At 69.5% G+C, this 14842-nt stretch carries 19 protein-coding genes; 15 read left to right on the forward strand and 4 right to left on the reverse strand.

Annotated elements, in window-relative coordinates; genetic code table 11:
- Position 1: 1 nt before the first annotated feature.
- The 3 genes from mlaE to D893_RS04975 form a co-directional block, all read right to left on the reverse strand.
- Positions 2–784, reverse strand: a complete 783-nt coding sequence (gene mlaE, locus D893_RS04965; protein WP_018947401.1) for a lipid asymmetry maintenance ABC transporter permease subunit MlaE — start codon at positions 782–784, stop codon at positions 2–4.
- Positions 777–1610 (reverse strand): ATP-binding cassette domain-containing protein, encoded by an 834-nt coding sequence (locus D893_RS04970; protein WP_018947402.1) that lies wholly within the window; start codon positions 1608–1610, stop codon positions 777–779. Before D893_RS04970 ends, mlaE begins: the two co-directional genes overlap by 8 nt.
- A gap of 109 nt (positions 1611–1719) precedes the next feature.
- Positions 1720–2391 carry a hypothetical protein gene (locus tag D893_RS04975; RefSeq protein ID WP_231363021.1) on the reverse strand — a complete coding sequence of 224 codons (672 nt, stop codon included), beginning with the start codon at positions 2389–2391 and terminating at the stop codon, positions 1720–1722.
- A gap of 52 nt (positions 2392–2443) precedes the next feature.
- Here D893_RS04975 and D893_RS04980 point away from each other — a divergent pair, with 52 nt between their 5' ends.
- The 15 genes from D893_RS04980 to D893_RS05050 all read left to right on the forward strand — a co-directional run bounded on the left by D893_RS04980 (position 2444) and on the right by D893_RS05050 (position 13858).
- A complete protein-coding gene (locus D893_RS04980; protein ID WP_018947404.1) occupies positions 2444–3529 on the forward strand; it encodes an LLM class flavin-dependent oxidoreductase in 1086 nt (361 codons plus the stop codon).
- A gap of 4 nt (positions 3530–3533) precedes the next feature.
- Positions 3534–4481: an NAD-dependent epimerase/dehydratase family protein gene (locus tag D893_RS04985; RefSeq protein WP_026289010.1), complete on the forward strand. Its 948-nt coding sequence runs from the start codon at positions 3534–3536 to the stop codon at positions 4479–4481.
- 18 nt (positions 4482–4499) lie between these two features.
- Positions 4500–5474 carry a calcium/sodium antiporter gene (locus D893_RS04990; RefSeq protein ID WP_018947406.1) on the forward strand — a complete coding sequence of 325 codons (975 nt, stop codon included), beginning with the start codon at positions 4500–4502 and terminating at the stop codon, positions 5472–5474.
- On the forward strand, positions 5465–6442 hold the full coding sequence (locus tag D893_RS04995) for a KpsF/GutQ family sugar-phosphate isomerase (protein ID WP_018947407.1): 978 nt from the start codon (positions 5465–5467) through the stop codon (positions 6440–6442). Before D893_RS04990 ends, D893_RS04995 begins: the two co-directional genes overlap by 10 nt.
- A complete protein-coding gene (locus D893_RS05000) occupies positions 6442–6978 on the forward strand; it encodes an HAD hydrolase family protein (RefSeq protein ID WP_077244984.1) in 537 nt (178 codons plus the stop codon). Before D893_RS04995 ends, D893_RS05000 begins: the two co-directional genes overlap by 1 nt.
- Complete coding sequence (gene lptC, locus D893_RS05005; RefSeq protein WP_110619272.1) at positions 6975–7553, forward strand: LPS export ABC transporter periplasmic protein LptC; 579 nt, start codon at positions 6975–6977, stop codon at positions 7551–7553. The genes D893_RS05000 and lptC overlap by 4 nt, the downstream gene beginning before the upstream one ends.
- Positions 7550–8092, forward strand: a complete 543-nt coding sequence (gene lptA / locus D893_RS05010) for a lipopolysaccharide transport periplasmic protein LptA (protein ID WP_018947410.1) — start codon at positions 7550–7552, stop codon at positions 8090–8092. Before lptC ends, lptA begins: the two co-directional genes overlap by 4 nt.
- Positions 8089–8829, forward strand: a complete 741-nt coding sequence (gene lptB / locus D893_RS05015; RefSeq protein WP_018947411.1) for an LPS export ABC transporter ATP-binding protein — start codon at positions 8089–8091, stop codon at positions 8827–8829. Before lptA ends, lptB begins: the two co-directional genes overlap by 4 nt.
- An 84-nt stretch (positions 8830–8913) precedes the next feature.
- The gene (locus D893_RS05020; RefSeq protein ID WP_018947412.1) at positions 8914–10437 is read left to right on the forward strand and encodes an RNA polymerase factor sigma-54; all 1524 of its coding nucleotides are present in this window, start codon (positions 8914–8916) and stop codon (positions 10435–10437) included.
- A 3-nt stretch (positions 10438–10440) separates the two neighbouring features.
- Entirely contained in the window at positions 10441–10779 is a 339-nt protein-coding gene (raiA, locus tag D893_RS05025; RefSeq protein WP_077244157.1) for a ribosome-associated translation inhibitor RaiA, read from the forward strand.
- 4 nt (positions 10780–10783) lie between these two features.
- Positions 10784–11248 carry a PTS sugar transporter subunit IIA gene (locus D893_RS05030; protein WP_018947414.1) on the forward strand — a complete coding sequence of 155 codons (465 nt, stop codon included), beginning with the start codon at positions 10784–10786 and terminating at the stop codon, positions 11246–11248.
- A 2-nt stretch (positions 11249–11250) separates the two neighbouring features.
- The gene (gene hprK / locus D893_RS05035) at positions 11251–12291 is read left to right on the forward strand and encodes an HPr(Ser) kinase/phosphatase (RefSeq protein ID WP_018947415.1); all 1041 of its coding nucleotides are present in this window, start codon (positions 11251–11253) and stop codon (positions 12289–12291) included.
- Between the two features lie 5 nt (positions 12292–12296).
- Positions 12297–13184, forward strand: a complete 888-nt coding sequence (rapZ, locus tag D893_RS05040) for an RNase adapter RapZ (RefSeq protein ID WP_077244156.1) — start codon at positions 12297–12299, stop codon at positions 13182–13184.
- 4 nt (positions 13185–13188) lie between these two features.
- Positions 13189–13614 (forward strand): PTS sugar transporter subunit IIA, encoded by a 426-nt coding sequence (locus tag D893_RS05045; protein ID WP_018869829.1) that lies wholly within the window; start codon positions 13189–13191, stop codon positions 13612–13614.
- A complete protein-coding gene (locus tag D893_RS05050; RefSeq protein WP_019021464.1) occupies positions 13586–13858 on the forward strand; it encodes an HPr family phosphocarrier protein in 273 nt (90 codons plus the stop codon). The genes D893_RS05045 and D893_RS05050 overlap by 29 nt, the downstream gene beginning before the upstream one ends.
- 3 nt (positions 13859–13861) lie before the next feature.
- On the opposite strand, the gene D893_RS05055 is transcribed toward D893_RS05050, so the two are convergent.
- The gene (locus D893_RS05055) at positions 13862–14794 is read right to left on the reverse strand and encodes an AEC family transporter (RefSeq protein ID WP_110619273.1); all 933 of its coding nucleotides are present in this window, start codon (positions 14792–14794) and stop codon (positions 13862–13864) included.
- Positions 14795–14842: the final 48 nt, after the last annotated feature.

Here is a 14842-nt window from a genome sequence, read left to right on the forward strand (position 1 = left end):
CTCAGTTCCCGCCGAACATCAGCCCGGTCAGGATGAAATCGAGCCCCAGTACCGCCAGCGAGGAGACCACCACGGTCTGCGTGGTCGCGCGCGAGATGCCTTCCGAGGTCGGCGTGGCATCCATGCCCTGGAACACCGCGATCCAGCTGACCACGAAGCCGAACACGATGCTCTTGATGACCCCCGACATGACGTCCTCGTTCCAGTCGGTCACCGCCTGCATCTGCGAGAAGTACGCACCGCTGTCCACGCCCAGCAGACCCACCCCGACGATGTAACCGCCCATGACGCCCACCGCGCTGAACATCGCGGCGAGCAGCGGCATGGAGAGGAACCCGGCGACGAAGCGCGGCGCAAACACCCGGCGGTAGGGGTTCACCGCCATCATCTCCATCGCCGAGAGCTGCTCGGTGGTCTTCATCAGGCCGAGTTCGGCGGTCAGCGCGGAGCCGGCGCGTCCGGCGAACAACAGCGCGGTCACCACCGGGCCCAGCTCGCGCACCAGTGACAGCGCGACCACGCCGCCCAGGGCCTCGGCGGCACCGAAGTCCACCAGGGTGATGTAGCCCTGATACGCCAGCACCATGCCCACGAACAGCCCGGCAACCACCACGATAAGCACCGAGCGCACACCCACCGAGTAGACCTGCCACACGGTCAGGCCGAAGCGCCGCACCACGGCATCCAGCGCGGCGAAGATCCGCAGCAGGAACATCGAGGCCCGCCCCAGCACCGCCAGCGCATCCAGGCTGAAGCGCCCGACCGACGCGATCGCGTCAATCATGGTTGCGCCCTCCCGCGTCCAGCAGATCGTCCTGATACGAGGCCCCGGGGTAATGGAACGGCACCGGACCATCCGGCCGGCCTTCCAGGAACTGGGCGGACCAGTCGGAGGCCCGCGCCTGCAGCGCATCCGGCGGCCCGGCATCCACCGCGCGCCCCTCGGCGATCAGCACCACGTGATCGGAGATGCTCATGGCCTCATTCACGTCGTGCGACACCAGCACGCTGGTGAGCCCGAGACTGTGGTTGGTGCGCCGGATCAGGGTCACGATCTGGCCCATGGTGATGGGATCCAGGCCGGTGAACGGCTCGTCGTACATGATCAGTTCCGGATCCAGCGCCAGTGCCCGTGCCAGCGCCACGCGCCGGGCCATGCCGCCGGACAGCTCGGCCGGGTCCATGTCGCGCGCCGCGCGCAGACCGACCGCCTCCAGCTTCATCAGCACCAGGGTCCGCAGGATATCCTCGGGCAGCTCGGTGTGCTCGCGGAGCGGGAAGGCCACATTCTCGAACACCGACAGATCGGTCAGCAGGGCCCCGGTCTGGAACAGCAGCCCCATGCGCTTGCGCACCGCGTACAGCCGGCGTGTGGAAAGCCGCCCGATCTCCTCGCCATCGACCAGGATGCGTCCCGCATCCGGTCGCAGCTGGCCGCCGATCAGCCGCAGCAGCGTGGTCTTGCCGCTGCCGCTGGGGCCCATCACGGTCGTCACGCGCCCGCGCGGCACCTCCAGCGAAAGACCATCGAAGATGGGCTTCCGGCCACGACGGAAATGCAGGTCCTCCACCACGATGTGCGGCGTTTCGGCGGATGCGGACTGGCTCACATTCGAGTCTCCCGGGATGCGGACGCGGCGTCCCTCGCAGCGCGGCGCATGCATGGACGCCGGAGTCTGGCCCCGGCCGCACGGTGCGTCAAACCACCGTGTACATTGATCAGTGTTTCCCCAACAGTTTCGCGATGGTGCGCACACCGTCGAGCACGCCCGGCGAGGCCTCGAGGAACACCGGCAGCGCCCCTGCGGGGCTGCATCCGGCCACGGCCTCCACCAGCACGCGCCAGTCGGCGGGATCCGGCTCGCCCGCAGGACGCAGACGCCAGAACCCCGGCCCCTCTCCGGCATGGAGCTGCGGGTACCACACCGCTTCGTCGACCCCGGGCAACCCCACGGATTCGCCCGGCCCTGCCACCTGCAGGCGCTCCAGGCCCGCACCCCGCAGCCCGGCAACCGCCGCCTCGACGGCCACCCCTGGTTCGAACGCCACCCCCTCGAGACGCTCGCCGAGGACCCGTGCCAGACCCGTCAGGCCGGCGACTCCGGCCGTGGCCTCGGTCTCCGGCGGCCAGCTCACGGTGACGCGCAGATTGGGCGGCACCGCGTCGTCCCAGTCCCCGAACGGGGCGGAGAGCGCCCCGTCGGCCCCCAGCACCCCGGGCACGAACACCCGCGAGCGAAAATGGCCGAGATAGGCCAGTTGCCAGTCCAGCGGCAGACTGGCCGGGAAATACCCGTCCCAGGCCGGCGTACCCGGCCGGGCGACCGCGGCCGGCTGAACCTGTACGCGCATCCCTTCGGTGGCCGCGTCCGATGGATCTCCTGCCGTCATATTCCCCCCGTTGCGACTTGCCAGCACCCCGGTGGCGCGGCACAGTTTCCCGATGTACTTCGACCTCTTCCACGAGATCTCGGTCCCCGAATTCCTCGATATCGACGAACACCGCGCGATCGAGGACACCCTTGCACTGTGGGACCTCGCCGACACCCTCGGATTCAACACCGCGTGGCTGGTGGAACACCACCTGATGCCGGAGTTCTCGCATTCCACCGCACCGGACCTGGTGCTGGCCGCGGCCAGCCAGCGCACCCGGAACCTGCGCCTGGGGCTGGGGGTCGTGCCCCTGCCCTATCACCACCCGCTGCGGGTCGCGCAGCGCGTCGGCATGCTCGACCAGCTCTCCGGCGGCCGCCTGGAGCTGGGCATCGGCCGCGGCTTCTCGCCGCCGGAATATGCCACATTCGGCGCCGAGATGAGCGAGGGCCGCGCCCGGGTCGATGCCGGCCTGGATGCCCTGCGCCAGGCCTTCGCCACCGGCCGCATCACTCAGCACGGGCCCTTCCACCACCTCGACGACGTCCCGGTGATGCCGGCAACGCTGCAGGACCCGCACCCGCCGCTGTGGACCGCCGCGGTCAGTCCCGAGTCGTTCACCTGGGCGGCGGAACAGGGCATCGGTGCGCTGGCCGGCCCGTTCAAGCCGTGGCAGATGATCCGCGAGGACATCCGCCTGTACCGCGAGGGCTGGACCCATGCCGGCGGCGACACCCCGCACCCGCCGCGCGTGGGCATGACCCTCGGCGTGCTGTGCCTGCCGGACGGCAAGCGCGCCCGGCGTGAGGCCAAGCCCGCGTTCGAATGGTTCTACCGCAACATGTTCCGGCAGACCCTGCCGGTGCTGGAACGCCTGATCGAGGGCTACGACTACTACCGCTCGCTGGGCCGCTTCCGCCACCTGGTCAAGGCCGGGATCAACCTGAAGATCCTCGACATGCTGGGCATGACGCTGGTCGGCACCCCCGAGGAATGCCGCGAGCGCATCGAGGCCCTGCGCGAGGCGGGCGTGGATCACCTGCTGCTGGCTTTCGGCGCCGGGGCCGTGCCGCGCGAACTGGCGGAGGAGTCCATGCGCTGCTTCGCCGAAGAGGTCATGCCGGAATTCCTCGATGGCCCCGCCCCGACCCGATAACCGCATGCGCGTTGCCGTCACCGGCGCAGCCGGTCGCATCGGCCGGGTCCTGCTGCCCGAACTGCTGCACACCCCGGAGGTGGAGCGGATCATTGCCCTGGATCGCGAACCGGCGGACTTCCCCGGGGCCGCGACCCTGCCGGCGGACCGCTACGACCTGCGCCAGAAGGATCTGGCGCAACTGACGCCCGAAGACCTCGCCGGGACCGATACCCTGGTGCATCTGGCCTTCCAGCTGATGGGCGGGCACGGCGGACGCCAGCGCCACGACCGCGACTGGGTGCGCCGGCAGAACGTGGAACTGTCGCGGTCGGTCTTCGCGACCGCCGCACAGGCCGGTGTGCGCCATGTAGTGTTCCTCTCCAGCGCCGCGGTCTACGGCCCGTGGCCGGACTCGCCCGTCCCCCTGGACGAGGACCGGCCGCTGCGCCCGCGCTTCCCCTACGCCGAGGACAAGGTCGCCACCGAACAGGCCCTGGAGGCCACGGGGCGCGACTATCCCGATCTGGTCTCCACCGTCCTGCGGCCGCCCGCGGTAGTCGGGCCGCATGCCCACCCGCTGCTGCAGCGGATCGCCCGCAGCCGCCTTCACCCGGCCGGGATCGACGCGCCGGTGCAGATCCTGTGGGAAGAAGACGCCGCGCGGGCAATCGCCGCCGCGGTCACCCGCCGCGCCCCGGGCTGCTTCAACCTGGGCACCGAACCGGTGTGGTCGCTGCGTGCCATGGCCCGTTACGGTCGGCGCCTGACCCTGCCGGTACCCGCCGGCCTCATTCGCAGACTGCACCCGCTGGCCTGGCGCCTGAGCGCACGGGCCGGTGATCCGGGCTGGGTGCGCGGGCTCGACGGCCCGCTGGTCCTGGACTGCACGCGCGCACGCCGGGAACTCGACTGGCAACCCCGGGTCACGACCCCGGAGTGCCTCGAGCGCCTGCGGGTCGGCAATCGATAGGGGGCGACCGGACCACGCATGCTGCTGCCGCTGCTCGCCGTCGTCGGTGGTCTCGTGCTGCTCGCCGCCAGTGCCGATCGCTTCGTGTTCGGCGCCGCCGGCCTGGCGCGCGGGCTCGGGGTCTCGCCGGTGCTGATCGGCCTTACCGTAGTCGCCTTCGGCACTTCGGCCCCGGAGATCATCGTCTCGCTGCTGGCCAGCCTGCAGGGAGCGCCGGGGCTGGCGGTGGGCAACGCGATCGGCTCGAACATCGCCAACCTGGGACTGGTACTCGGGCTGGCCGCCCTGATCGCCCCGATCATCGCCGGTCACGGGCTGGTACGACGCGAACTGCCACTGTTGCTGCTGGCCACGCTCGGTGTGCTGTTGCTGCTGCTGGACGGCCGGCTGGCGCGGGCGGAAGGGGTGATCATGCTGGCCGGCCTGATCGCGGTCGTGGTCTGGATGATCCGCGCGGCCCGCCACCCCGGCACGCCCCCGGAGTCCGACCCCGGGCTGGCCCCGCCCCCGCCGGCGGCCACGCCCGGCGGTCTCCCGACCGCCCTGGGGTGGCTCGCCGGCGGTCTGGTGGTGCTGCTGGCGAGCAGCCAGGCGCTGGTCTGGGGGGCAGTCGAGATCGCCACCGCCCTGGGAGCCGGCGAACTGCTGATCGGCCTGACCCTGGTCGCGATCGGCACCAGTCTGCCGGAACTGGCCACCACCGTGGCCAGCGCGCTGCGCCGCGAAACCGGCATGGCCCTCGGCAACGTCGTCGGTTCCAATCTGTTCAACCTGCTGGCGGTGCTGGCGGTACCCGCCCTGATCGCGCCGCTGGCGGTGGAACCCGCAGTGCTGACCCGTGACTATCCGGTGATGCTGGCCCTGACCGTGGCGGTGCTGCTGGCCGCCCGCTTCGGCTCGGGACGCATCACCCGCTGGCACGGAGCCCTTCTCCTTCTGGCCTTCAGCGGCTACCTTGTGACTCTCGCAATCACGGCACCGGCATGGATCTGAACCCCGACACAACCCGCAAGCTTGCACTGGCCGTCCTCGAAAATGAGGCCGACGCGGTGCGCGGCCTCACCGCGCGCATCGACGACGCCTTCCTCGCGGCCTGCCGGCACATCCTCGCCTGTCGCGGGCGGGTGGTGGTTACCGGCATGGGCAAGTCCGGCCACATCGGCAGCAAGCTGGCGGCCACCCTCGCCTCCACCGGCACGCCGGCGTTCTTCGTGCATCCGGGCGAGGCCAGCCACGGCGATCTCGGCATGATCACCCGCGACGACGTAGTGATCGCCCTGTCGAACTCCGGCGAGACCGACGAGATCCTCACCATCCTGCCGCTGATCCGACGCCTGGACGTCCCGCTGATCGCGATGACCGGCAACCCCGGCTCGCGCCTGGGCACCGATGCCAGCGTACACCTGGATGTCAGCGTGGAACACGAGGCCTGCCCGCTGGGGCTGGCGCCGACCTCCAGCACCACCGCGGCCCTGGCGATGAGCGATGCCCTGGCGGTGGCGGTGCTGGACGCGCGCGGCTTCACCGCGAACGACTTCGCCCGCTCGCATCCCGGCGGCCGCCTCGGGCGTCGCCTGCTGATCCACGTCGGCGACATCATGCATACCGGCGAAGCGATCCCGCGCATCGCACCAGACGCGCCGCTGAAGGATGCGCTGTTCGAGATCACCCGCAAGGGGCTGGGGCTGGTGATCGTCAGCGACCCGGAGGACCGGATCCTGGGGGTCTTCACCGACGGCGACCTGCGCCGCACCCTGGACCTCGGCCACAGCCTCGACAGCCTGACCATCGGCGAGGTCATGACCCGCGACGGCCACACCGCCGGTGCCGACTGGCTGGCGGCCGAGGCCCTGGAGATGATGGAGAGCCGCCGGATCAACGCCCTGCCGGTGGCCGACGCCGACCGCCGCCTGCAGGGGGTCATCAACATGCACGACCTGCTGCGCGCGGGGGTGGCCTGATGAACACCGAAACCGACCTTTCCACCCTGCAGCGGACCACCCGACTGTTGATCCTGGACGTCGACGGCGTGCTGACCGACGGCGCGCTGTTTCTCGGCGACGGTGGCGAACAGTACAAGGCCTTCCACAGCCGCGACGGCCACGGCCTGCGCATGGCCATGGACGACGGGCTGGAGGTCGCAATCCTCACCGGGCGGCAGTCGGCGGTCGTGGAGCATCGCCTGCGGGATCTGGGCATCCGTCACTGCATCCAGGGCCGGCGGGACAAGGGCGCCGCGCTGGCGCAATTGCTGGAGCAGACCGGGCACCGCGCCGCCGAGGCCGCGTTCGTGGGCGACGACGTGGTCGATCTGCCGGCGATGCGCAGGGTTGCCCTGGGCATCGCGGTCGGCGACGCCCATCCGTTCGTGCGCCAGCACGCGCAGTGGGTCACCACGGCCGATGGCGGGCGCGGCGCGGTGCGCGAAGTCTGCGAGGACCTGCTGGCCGCGCGCGGCCGCCTCGAGGCCGTGCTCGAAAGCTACCTGCACGCATGAACCCGGATCCGCGTCGCGCCCTGCTCGCCGCCCGGCTGCTGACCACCGGGCTCCTGCTCGCCGGGCCGGCAGCGGCCGAGCCGCCTGCCGAACCCGCGGCCGACGCCGAACCCACGCTGCAGATCGAGGGGTTTACCGCGCATGTCACTGGCGAGGACGGGCGGCCCACCCACCGCCTGCAGGGGTCGCGGCTGCGCGAATACGACCGGGATGCGGTCCAGTTCATCGATGACCCGGAGCTGGATCTGCTGGACCAACGGGGCCTGAACTGGACCTGGCGGGCCCCGCGCGCGGCGCATCAGCCCGATCGCGAACTGCTGCATACCTTCGGCCACACCCGCGGCGTGCGCCCCGAACGCAACGAGCGCGTGCGCACGGTGATCGAGTCGCGCGACGTGCGCGTGGCGCTGGACACCCGGCTGACGACCTCGTCGGCGTCGAGCACTCTGGAACAGCCGGGACTGTTCCAGCGGGGTACCGGCCTGCGCGCCGACCCGCAAGCGGATACCATTGAACTGCTCGCCGAGGTCTACACGCTGTACAGCGACCTGCCGCAGGAGGACCGCCCGGAATGAACCCGGCCACAACCGAACATCGCCGCGCGGGCATCCGCCGACCGGCCCCGCTGCTTGCCGTGGCGGGCGTACTCGCACTGATCCTGGCAGCCCCGCCGGCGACCGGCCGCGAGGATGCCCTGCCGGTGGAGATCACCGCGGACCACGCCGAGATGGACGAACGCGCGGGCACCGGCACCTACACCGGCGACGTAATCGTGGTGCGCGGCGATGCCACGCTGGAAGCAGACCGCGTGATCGTGCACATGCGCGAGCGCCGCCCCTACGAGATCGAGGCCCACGGCGAGCCCGCACGCCTGGAGTCGCCCGATCCCGAGACCGGCGAGATGCGCATCGCCGAAGGGCTGCGCATCGACTATTTCCTCGACGAGGAACGCGTGATCCTGACCGAACGGGCGCGCGTCATCACCGCCGCCGAGGATGCCCGCGGGCAGCGCATCACCTATGACCTCGAGCGCGACGTGATCCGCGCGGAACGCGGCGACACCGACGACGAGCGCGTGCACATCCGCCTGCAGCCACGCGAGGACGATCCATGAGGCCCGCGGCCGACGGCCATCTGGTCGCCCGCGAGCTGAGCAAGCGCTATGGCCAGCGTACCGTGCTGGACGCAATGGACGTGGACCTGGTGCCCGGCGAGGTGGTCGGCCTGCTGGGACCCAACGGGGCCGGCAAGACCACCTGTTTCTACAGTCTGGTCGGCCTGATCCGGCCCAATACCGGGCGCATCACCCTGGGCGGGCGCGACATCACGCAGGCCCCCATCCACGAACGCGCCCGCGCCGGGCTGGGCTATCTCCCGCAGGAGGCCTCGATCTTCCGCCGCCTGTCGGTCCAGGACAACCTGCAGGCAGTGCTGGAACTGCGGCCCGGACTGGACCGCCACGAGCGCCGCCGCATTGGCGATGCCCTGATCGAGGAATTCCAGCTCGAAACCGTGCGCCACAGCCCCGGCATCGCGTTGTCCGGAGGCGAACGGCGGCGCGCCGAGATCGCCCGTGCGCTGGCCGGTGATCCGCGGTTTATCTGCCTGGACGAACCCTTCGCCGGGGTCGACCCGATCTCGGTCAGCGAGATCCAGGAAGTGATCCGCCACCTGGCCGAACGCGGCATCGGCGTACTAATCTCGGACCACAACGTGCGCGAGACCCTGGGCATCTGCCACCGCGCCTACATCCTCAGCGAGGGGCACCTTCTGAGCGCGGGAACGCCGGAGGAACTGCTGGACGATGCCCGCGTGCGCGAGGTCTACCTCGGCGAAAATTTCCGCCTGTGACACCGATCGCCACATCCGGCCGGTGCACAAGGCCACAACAAGGGATTACTATTCACTTATGGTGAACAACGCCTCTCCCAACTCATGCTGAAGCCCGGGCTGAACCTGCAGCTCGGTCAGACGCTGACCATGACGCCGCAGCTGCAGCAGGCCATCCGGCTGTTGCAGCTCTCGACGCTGGAGCTCCAGGCCGAGATCCAGCAGGCGCTGGAAAGCAACCCCATGCTGGAACAGGCCGAGGACGACGAACTCGGCGCCGATGGCGAAGAAACCCCGGACCCCGGCACCGAGGGCGAGAACGAGACCGCCAGCGATGCCGCCGCCGGCACCGGCGAAACGGTGGACGCCGGCGGTTCGGAGGATGTCATCCCCGACGAACTGGTGACCGACACCCGCTGGGAAGACATCTACGACGCCAGCGCCAGCCCGCGCGGACTGGACGACCGCGATCCCCTGGAAAACACCTCGGACGACGATGGCGGTGGCCTGCAGGACCACCTGCTGTGGCAGCTGCATCTGTCGCACCTGACCCCGCGTGACCAGCGCATCGGCGCCGCCCTGATCGACACCATCAACGGCGACGGTTACCTCGAGGGGGACGTCGAGACCCTGGCCGACACCATCAGTCAGGGCGAGGACACCCCGGTCGGCACCGACGAGGTGGAGGCAGTGCGCCACTGGCTGCAGCACTGCGACCCCCTCGGGGTCGGGTCGCTGGATCTGCGCGAGTGCCTGGAGGTCCAGCTGGGCGAGCTGGCGCCGGACGCGCCCTCGCGCGAAGCCGCGCGCGCGGTCCTGGAACACGGCATGGACGCCCTTGCCCGGCGTGACTACAAGGCACTGCAGCGCCAGAGCGGCGTGCGCGATGCCGACGAGCTGGCCGCGGCCCTGGACCTGATCCGTACGCTCAACCCGCGTCCCGGCGCCCAGATCAGCGAGACGCCGCCGGAATACGTGGTCCCGGATGTCTACGTGCGTCATACCGACCAGGGCTGGCAGGTCGACCTGAATCCCGAGATCGCCCCGCGCATTCGCGTCAACGACCTCTACGCCGGCATGGTCCGCCAGGTCTCCGATGCCCGCGACAGCGCATTCATGCGCGACCAGCTGCAGGAGGCGCGGTGGTTCATCAAGAGCCTGCACAGCCGCAACGACACCCTCCTGCGCGTAGCGCGAGCGATCGTCGAACGCCAGCAGGGGTTCCTGGAACACGGCGAGGTGGCGATGCAGCCGCTGATCCTGCGCGACATCGCCGAAGCCCTGGAGATGCACGAGTCCACGATCTCGCGGGTGACCACGCAGAAATACATGCACACCCCCCGCGGAGTGTTCGAATTCAAGTATTTCTTCTCCAGTCACGTGGGCACCAGCGACGGCGGGGAATGCTCCGCGACCGCGATTCGTGCCATGATCCGCGAACTCATCGAAGAGGAAACGCCGGGCAAACCGCTCAGCGATTCCCGCCTCGCCCAGATCCTGGCGGATCGGGGCATCAACGTGGCCCGACGTACCGTGGCCAAATACCGGGAGGGCATGAACCTGCCATCCTCCAGCGAACGCCGCCAGATGGCCGCCATGCCGACCGGAAGCAAACCGAAAGGAGCCTGACCCATGCAGATCAACCTCACCGGACACCACGTCGAAATCACCGACGCCCTGCGCGACTACGTCAACGAGAAATTCGAGAAGCTGGAACGCCACTTCGACAAGGTGATCGACGTGCACGTGGTGCTGACCCACGAGAAGACGCAGAAGCTGCACAACAAGGCGGAAGCGAATCTGCAGGTCACCGGCAACCACATCCACGCCGAGGCCAGCCACGACGACATGTACGCCGCCATCGACGGCCTGATCGACAAGGTCGACCGCCAGCTGATCAAGCACAAGGAGAAGGTCAAGGACCATCATCGCGCCGAAGGCCACCAGCGCAACCGCGAACAGACCCCGTAAACCGATGAACCCGGCCGAGCTCATCACCCCGGAGCGCATCGGACTGGAAGCCGACTGCTCCAGCAAGAAACGAGCGCTGGAAACCCTCGCCGATCTGCTGGTGGACGGGGCCGCGGACGGGCTGGCGGCCAGCGCCGCGTTCGAAGCCATGTCGGCCCGCGAAAAACTGGGCTCCACCGGGCTCGGCCATGGCGTGGCGATTCCGCACGGCCGTCTGGCCGAGCTGGATACGCCCCGCATCGCGGTCCTGCGTCTGGATCAGGGCGTGGATTTCGAGGCCATGGACCACGAACCGGTGGACATCCTGATCGCCCTGCTGGTGCCGGAAGAGGCCACCAGCGAACACCTGGACCTGCTGGCCCAGCTCGCACGCGGCCTGTCGCAGCCGGACACCCTCGCCGGCATCCGGCGCGCCGCGGACAGCGCGGGGGTCCAGCAGGCCCTCACCCGGGCCCTGGGAGACACCTGACCATGGCCGACCGGGCGGAGGCGGCAGGCGACGGCACCGCGAGCAACATCACCATCGCCGCGCTCACGCGGGCGATGGGGAGCCGTCTGGACCTGCGCTACGTCCACGGGGAGGAGGCCGCGGGCGACCGCGAACTCCTGGGAGTCGGCGATGGCGACCTGCCGCTGGCCGGCCATCTCAACCTGATCCGCCCCAACCGCATCCAGGTCATCGGCGACTACGAGGCCCGCTACATCGCCGGCCTGTCCGACGAACAGCGTGACCACCTTGTGCTGGAGATGGCCCGCACCGGCACCACCATGGTGATTTTCGCCGAGGACACCTGCCCGTTCCCGCGCATGCCCCACGCTGGTGACGACCCTCTACCAGTGATACTGTGCACTCGCACCTCCTCGCACGAAGTCATCGCCCTGCTCCGCTATTTCCTGCAGCAGCGCCTCGCTCATTTCGAGGTGCGCCACGGGGTGTTCATGGAGATCCTCGGGATCGGCGTGCTGATCTCGGGGGCGTCGAGCGTCGGCAAGAGCGAGGTAGCGCTGGAACTGATCTCGCGGGGCCATCGGCTGATCGCCGATGATGCCCCCGAATTCGCGCGCATTGCCCCCGATATCGTGCGCGGACACTGCCCCGCCCTGCTCCAGGACCTGCTCGAGGTGCGCGGCCTGGGCGTGCTCAACATCCGCGCGATGTACGGCGACTCGGCGATCAAGGGCGGCAAATATCTGCGCCTGATCATCGATCTGCGCGACCACAACGAGCCCTCGCCGGTGCCGGACGATCGTCTGAACGGGCGTCGCGGCGAAAGCGAGATCCTCGGCCTGCGCATCCCGCTGATCAGCCTGCCGGTGGCGCCGGGGCGCAACATCGCGGTCATGATCGAGGCCGCGGTCCGCAATCACCTGCTGCACATGCAGGGCTACATCGCCGGGGACGACCTGCGCGCCCGCCAGCGGCGCCAGATGGGCGAGGATCAGCAGGAGGAGTCCATCTTCCACATCGGCGGGCCCAGCACCACGGTCCCCAACCCCGATCCCGAGGGCTGACCGACATGCGTCTGCTGCTGGTCAGTGGTCTGTCGGGTTCCGGCAAGACCGTCGCCCTGCATACCCTGGAGGACGCCGGCTACTTCTGCGTCGACAACCTTCCGCTGCCGATGCTGCCGGAACTGGTGGAGAAGGTCCGCAGCGGCCATTACGACACCGGCGGTGACCGCCACCTGGCCGTGGGCGTGGACGTCCGTTCGGGCCTCGACGCCCTCAGCGGCTTCGGCAAGCTGCTGGGCGAGCTGCGCGGATCGGGCCTGGAGGTCGAGGTGCTGTTCCTCAATGCCTCCGACGAGGTCCTGCTGCGCCGCTACCACCTGACCCGCAGGCGGCATCCGCTGGCTCGCGACGGCATCCCGCTGGTGGAAGCGATCGGCATGGAACGGACCTGGCTGGGGCACGTGGCGGTGGAGGCCGACCTGACCGTGGACACCAGCCGGCTGTCGATGCATGACCTCGCGCGCACGTTGCGGGGCCGGGTCGGCAGCCGCGAGACCGCCGGCCTGTCCCTGCTGTTCCAGTCCTTCGGCTTCAAGCACGGCTCGCCGCTGGATTCCGATTTCGTGTTCGACGTGCGCTGTCTGCCCAACCCCCACTACGAGCGTGAACTGGCGCCGCTGACCGGGCTGGATCCGGCGGTGGCGGGTTTCCTCGACAGCCATGGCGAGGTCGGGGCGATGTTCGAATCCATCCACGGCTTCCTCGACACCTGGATCCCGCGGCTGGTGGCGGACCATCGCAGCTATGCCACGGTCTCCATCGGCTGCACCGGCGGGCGCCACCGCTCGGTCTACCTGGTGGAACGGCTGGCGGCTGCGTGGCGCGAGCGGGAACATGTTACTGTTAGCACCCGTCATCGCGAGCTCGATTCTCTCTCCCCTGAAACGGAGTAGTTCCATGGGCGTCGGTCTGATCCTGATCACGCATCAAAACCTGGGCGACACACTCCTGCAGACCGCGCAGAGCATGCTGGGAGACCTGCCCGAGGACTGCGAGTCCATGGCGATGTCGCAAAGCGACGATCCGGACGATATTCAGGCGCAGGCGCGCGCCCGCATGGAAACCCTCGACAGCGGTGCCGGTGTGCTGGTCCTGACCGACATGTTCGGCTCCACGCCGGCCAACGTGGCCAGCCGCGTGGCGCGCGGACACAACGCGCGCGTGATCGCGGGCGTCAACCTGCCGATGCTCGTCCGCGTACTCAACTACCGCCATCTACCCCTGAGCGAACTGGTCAACAAGGCGCTGTCCGGGGGCCATGACGGAATCCTTCTCTGCGACCAGGAATCCAGCGATGCCGCAGCGCGCAGTTCCCATCGTTAACCGGCTGGGCATGCATGCCCGGGCCGCCGCGAAGTTCGTCAGCCTCGCCAGTCAGTACACCGCCGATGTCACCGTCGCCCGCAACGATCAGGAAGTGAACGGCAAGAGCATCATGGGGGTGATGATGCTGGCCGCCGCGCAGGGCTCGGAGATCACGATCCGCACCGACGGCGCAGAGGATGCCGAGGCGGCGCTGGATGCCCTGACCGAACTGGTCGCCGACCGCTTCGGCGAGGAATCCTGAGGCTCATCCCCCCAGAAGACCGCCGGCCAGGGCGAACCACAGCGGCAGGGTAACCAGCGAAAGGGCCGTGGTCAGGGTCACCGCGGCCGCGTACAGCCCGGTATCCAGCCCGAAGCGGTCACAGAACACCAGCCCCAGCACCATCGCCGGCATGGCCGCCTCCAGCACCGTCCCGGTCGCGGGGATCCCCTCCATGCCCAGCAGCCACACCAGTCCCAGCGCCACCGCCGGCGCCAGCAGCAGCTGGATCACCACGACGACCGCCAGCGGGCGGGCGTCGCGCCCGTGAAAGCGGTGGAAGACCAGTGCCAGGCCCAGAGCGAACAGCATCAGCGGCGACACCGAATCCGCCAGCAGCCCCAGCCACTCCTCCAGCCAGACCGTCTGCGGCACCCCGCCCAGGTTCAGGGTGACACCGACGAGGGCGGCCCAGATCGACGGCACCGACAACAGGCCGCGCAGCGGATGCACCGGCGGCATGCGGCCGTCGCCGTAGCGGCGCGCGAGAACCACGCCCAGGGTCAGCACCAGCGGCAGGCAGGCGAACAGGTCGTACTGGATGGCCACCGCGCGCCCCGCCTCGCCGAACAGACTGTCGAGGATCGGCAGGCCCAGATAGGTCGCGTTGGGCCAGGCGGCGGCCAGCAGCATCGCGCCCACTGCGGCTCGGTCGGCGGTGCATGCACGGCACGCACCAGCGGTAACGGCCAGGGTAATCAGGACCGTTGCCCCGGCGACCAGGGCGATGCGCACCGAGTCCAGGCCCAGCGGTGCAGTCCACAGGACCTGCAGCACCAGCGCGGGCAGCAGCAGGTAATAGACGAGCGTAGTGAGGACCCGGCGGGTGGTTTCGGCATCCAGACCGCCGGGCTGCAGGATCCGCCAGCCGACCCCGGCAACGATCAGGGCCCCCATCTGGGTCATCACGCTGAGCACGGGGGGGACCTCGTCGGCTTGTCAGGGTCGGTGCGAGTGGCAGACGGG

Source organism: Thioalkalivibrio sp. ALE21 (assembly GCF_003208255.1).
In the GTDB taxonomy this organism is placed as follows: Bacteria; Pseudomonadota; Gammaproteobacteria; order Ectothiorhodospirales; family Ectothiorhodospiraceae; genus Thioalkalivibrio; species Thioalkalivibrio halophilus.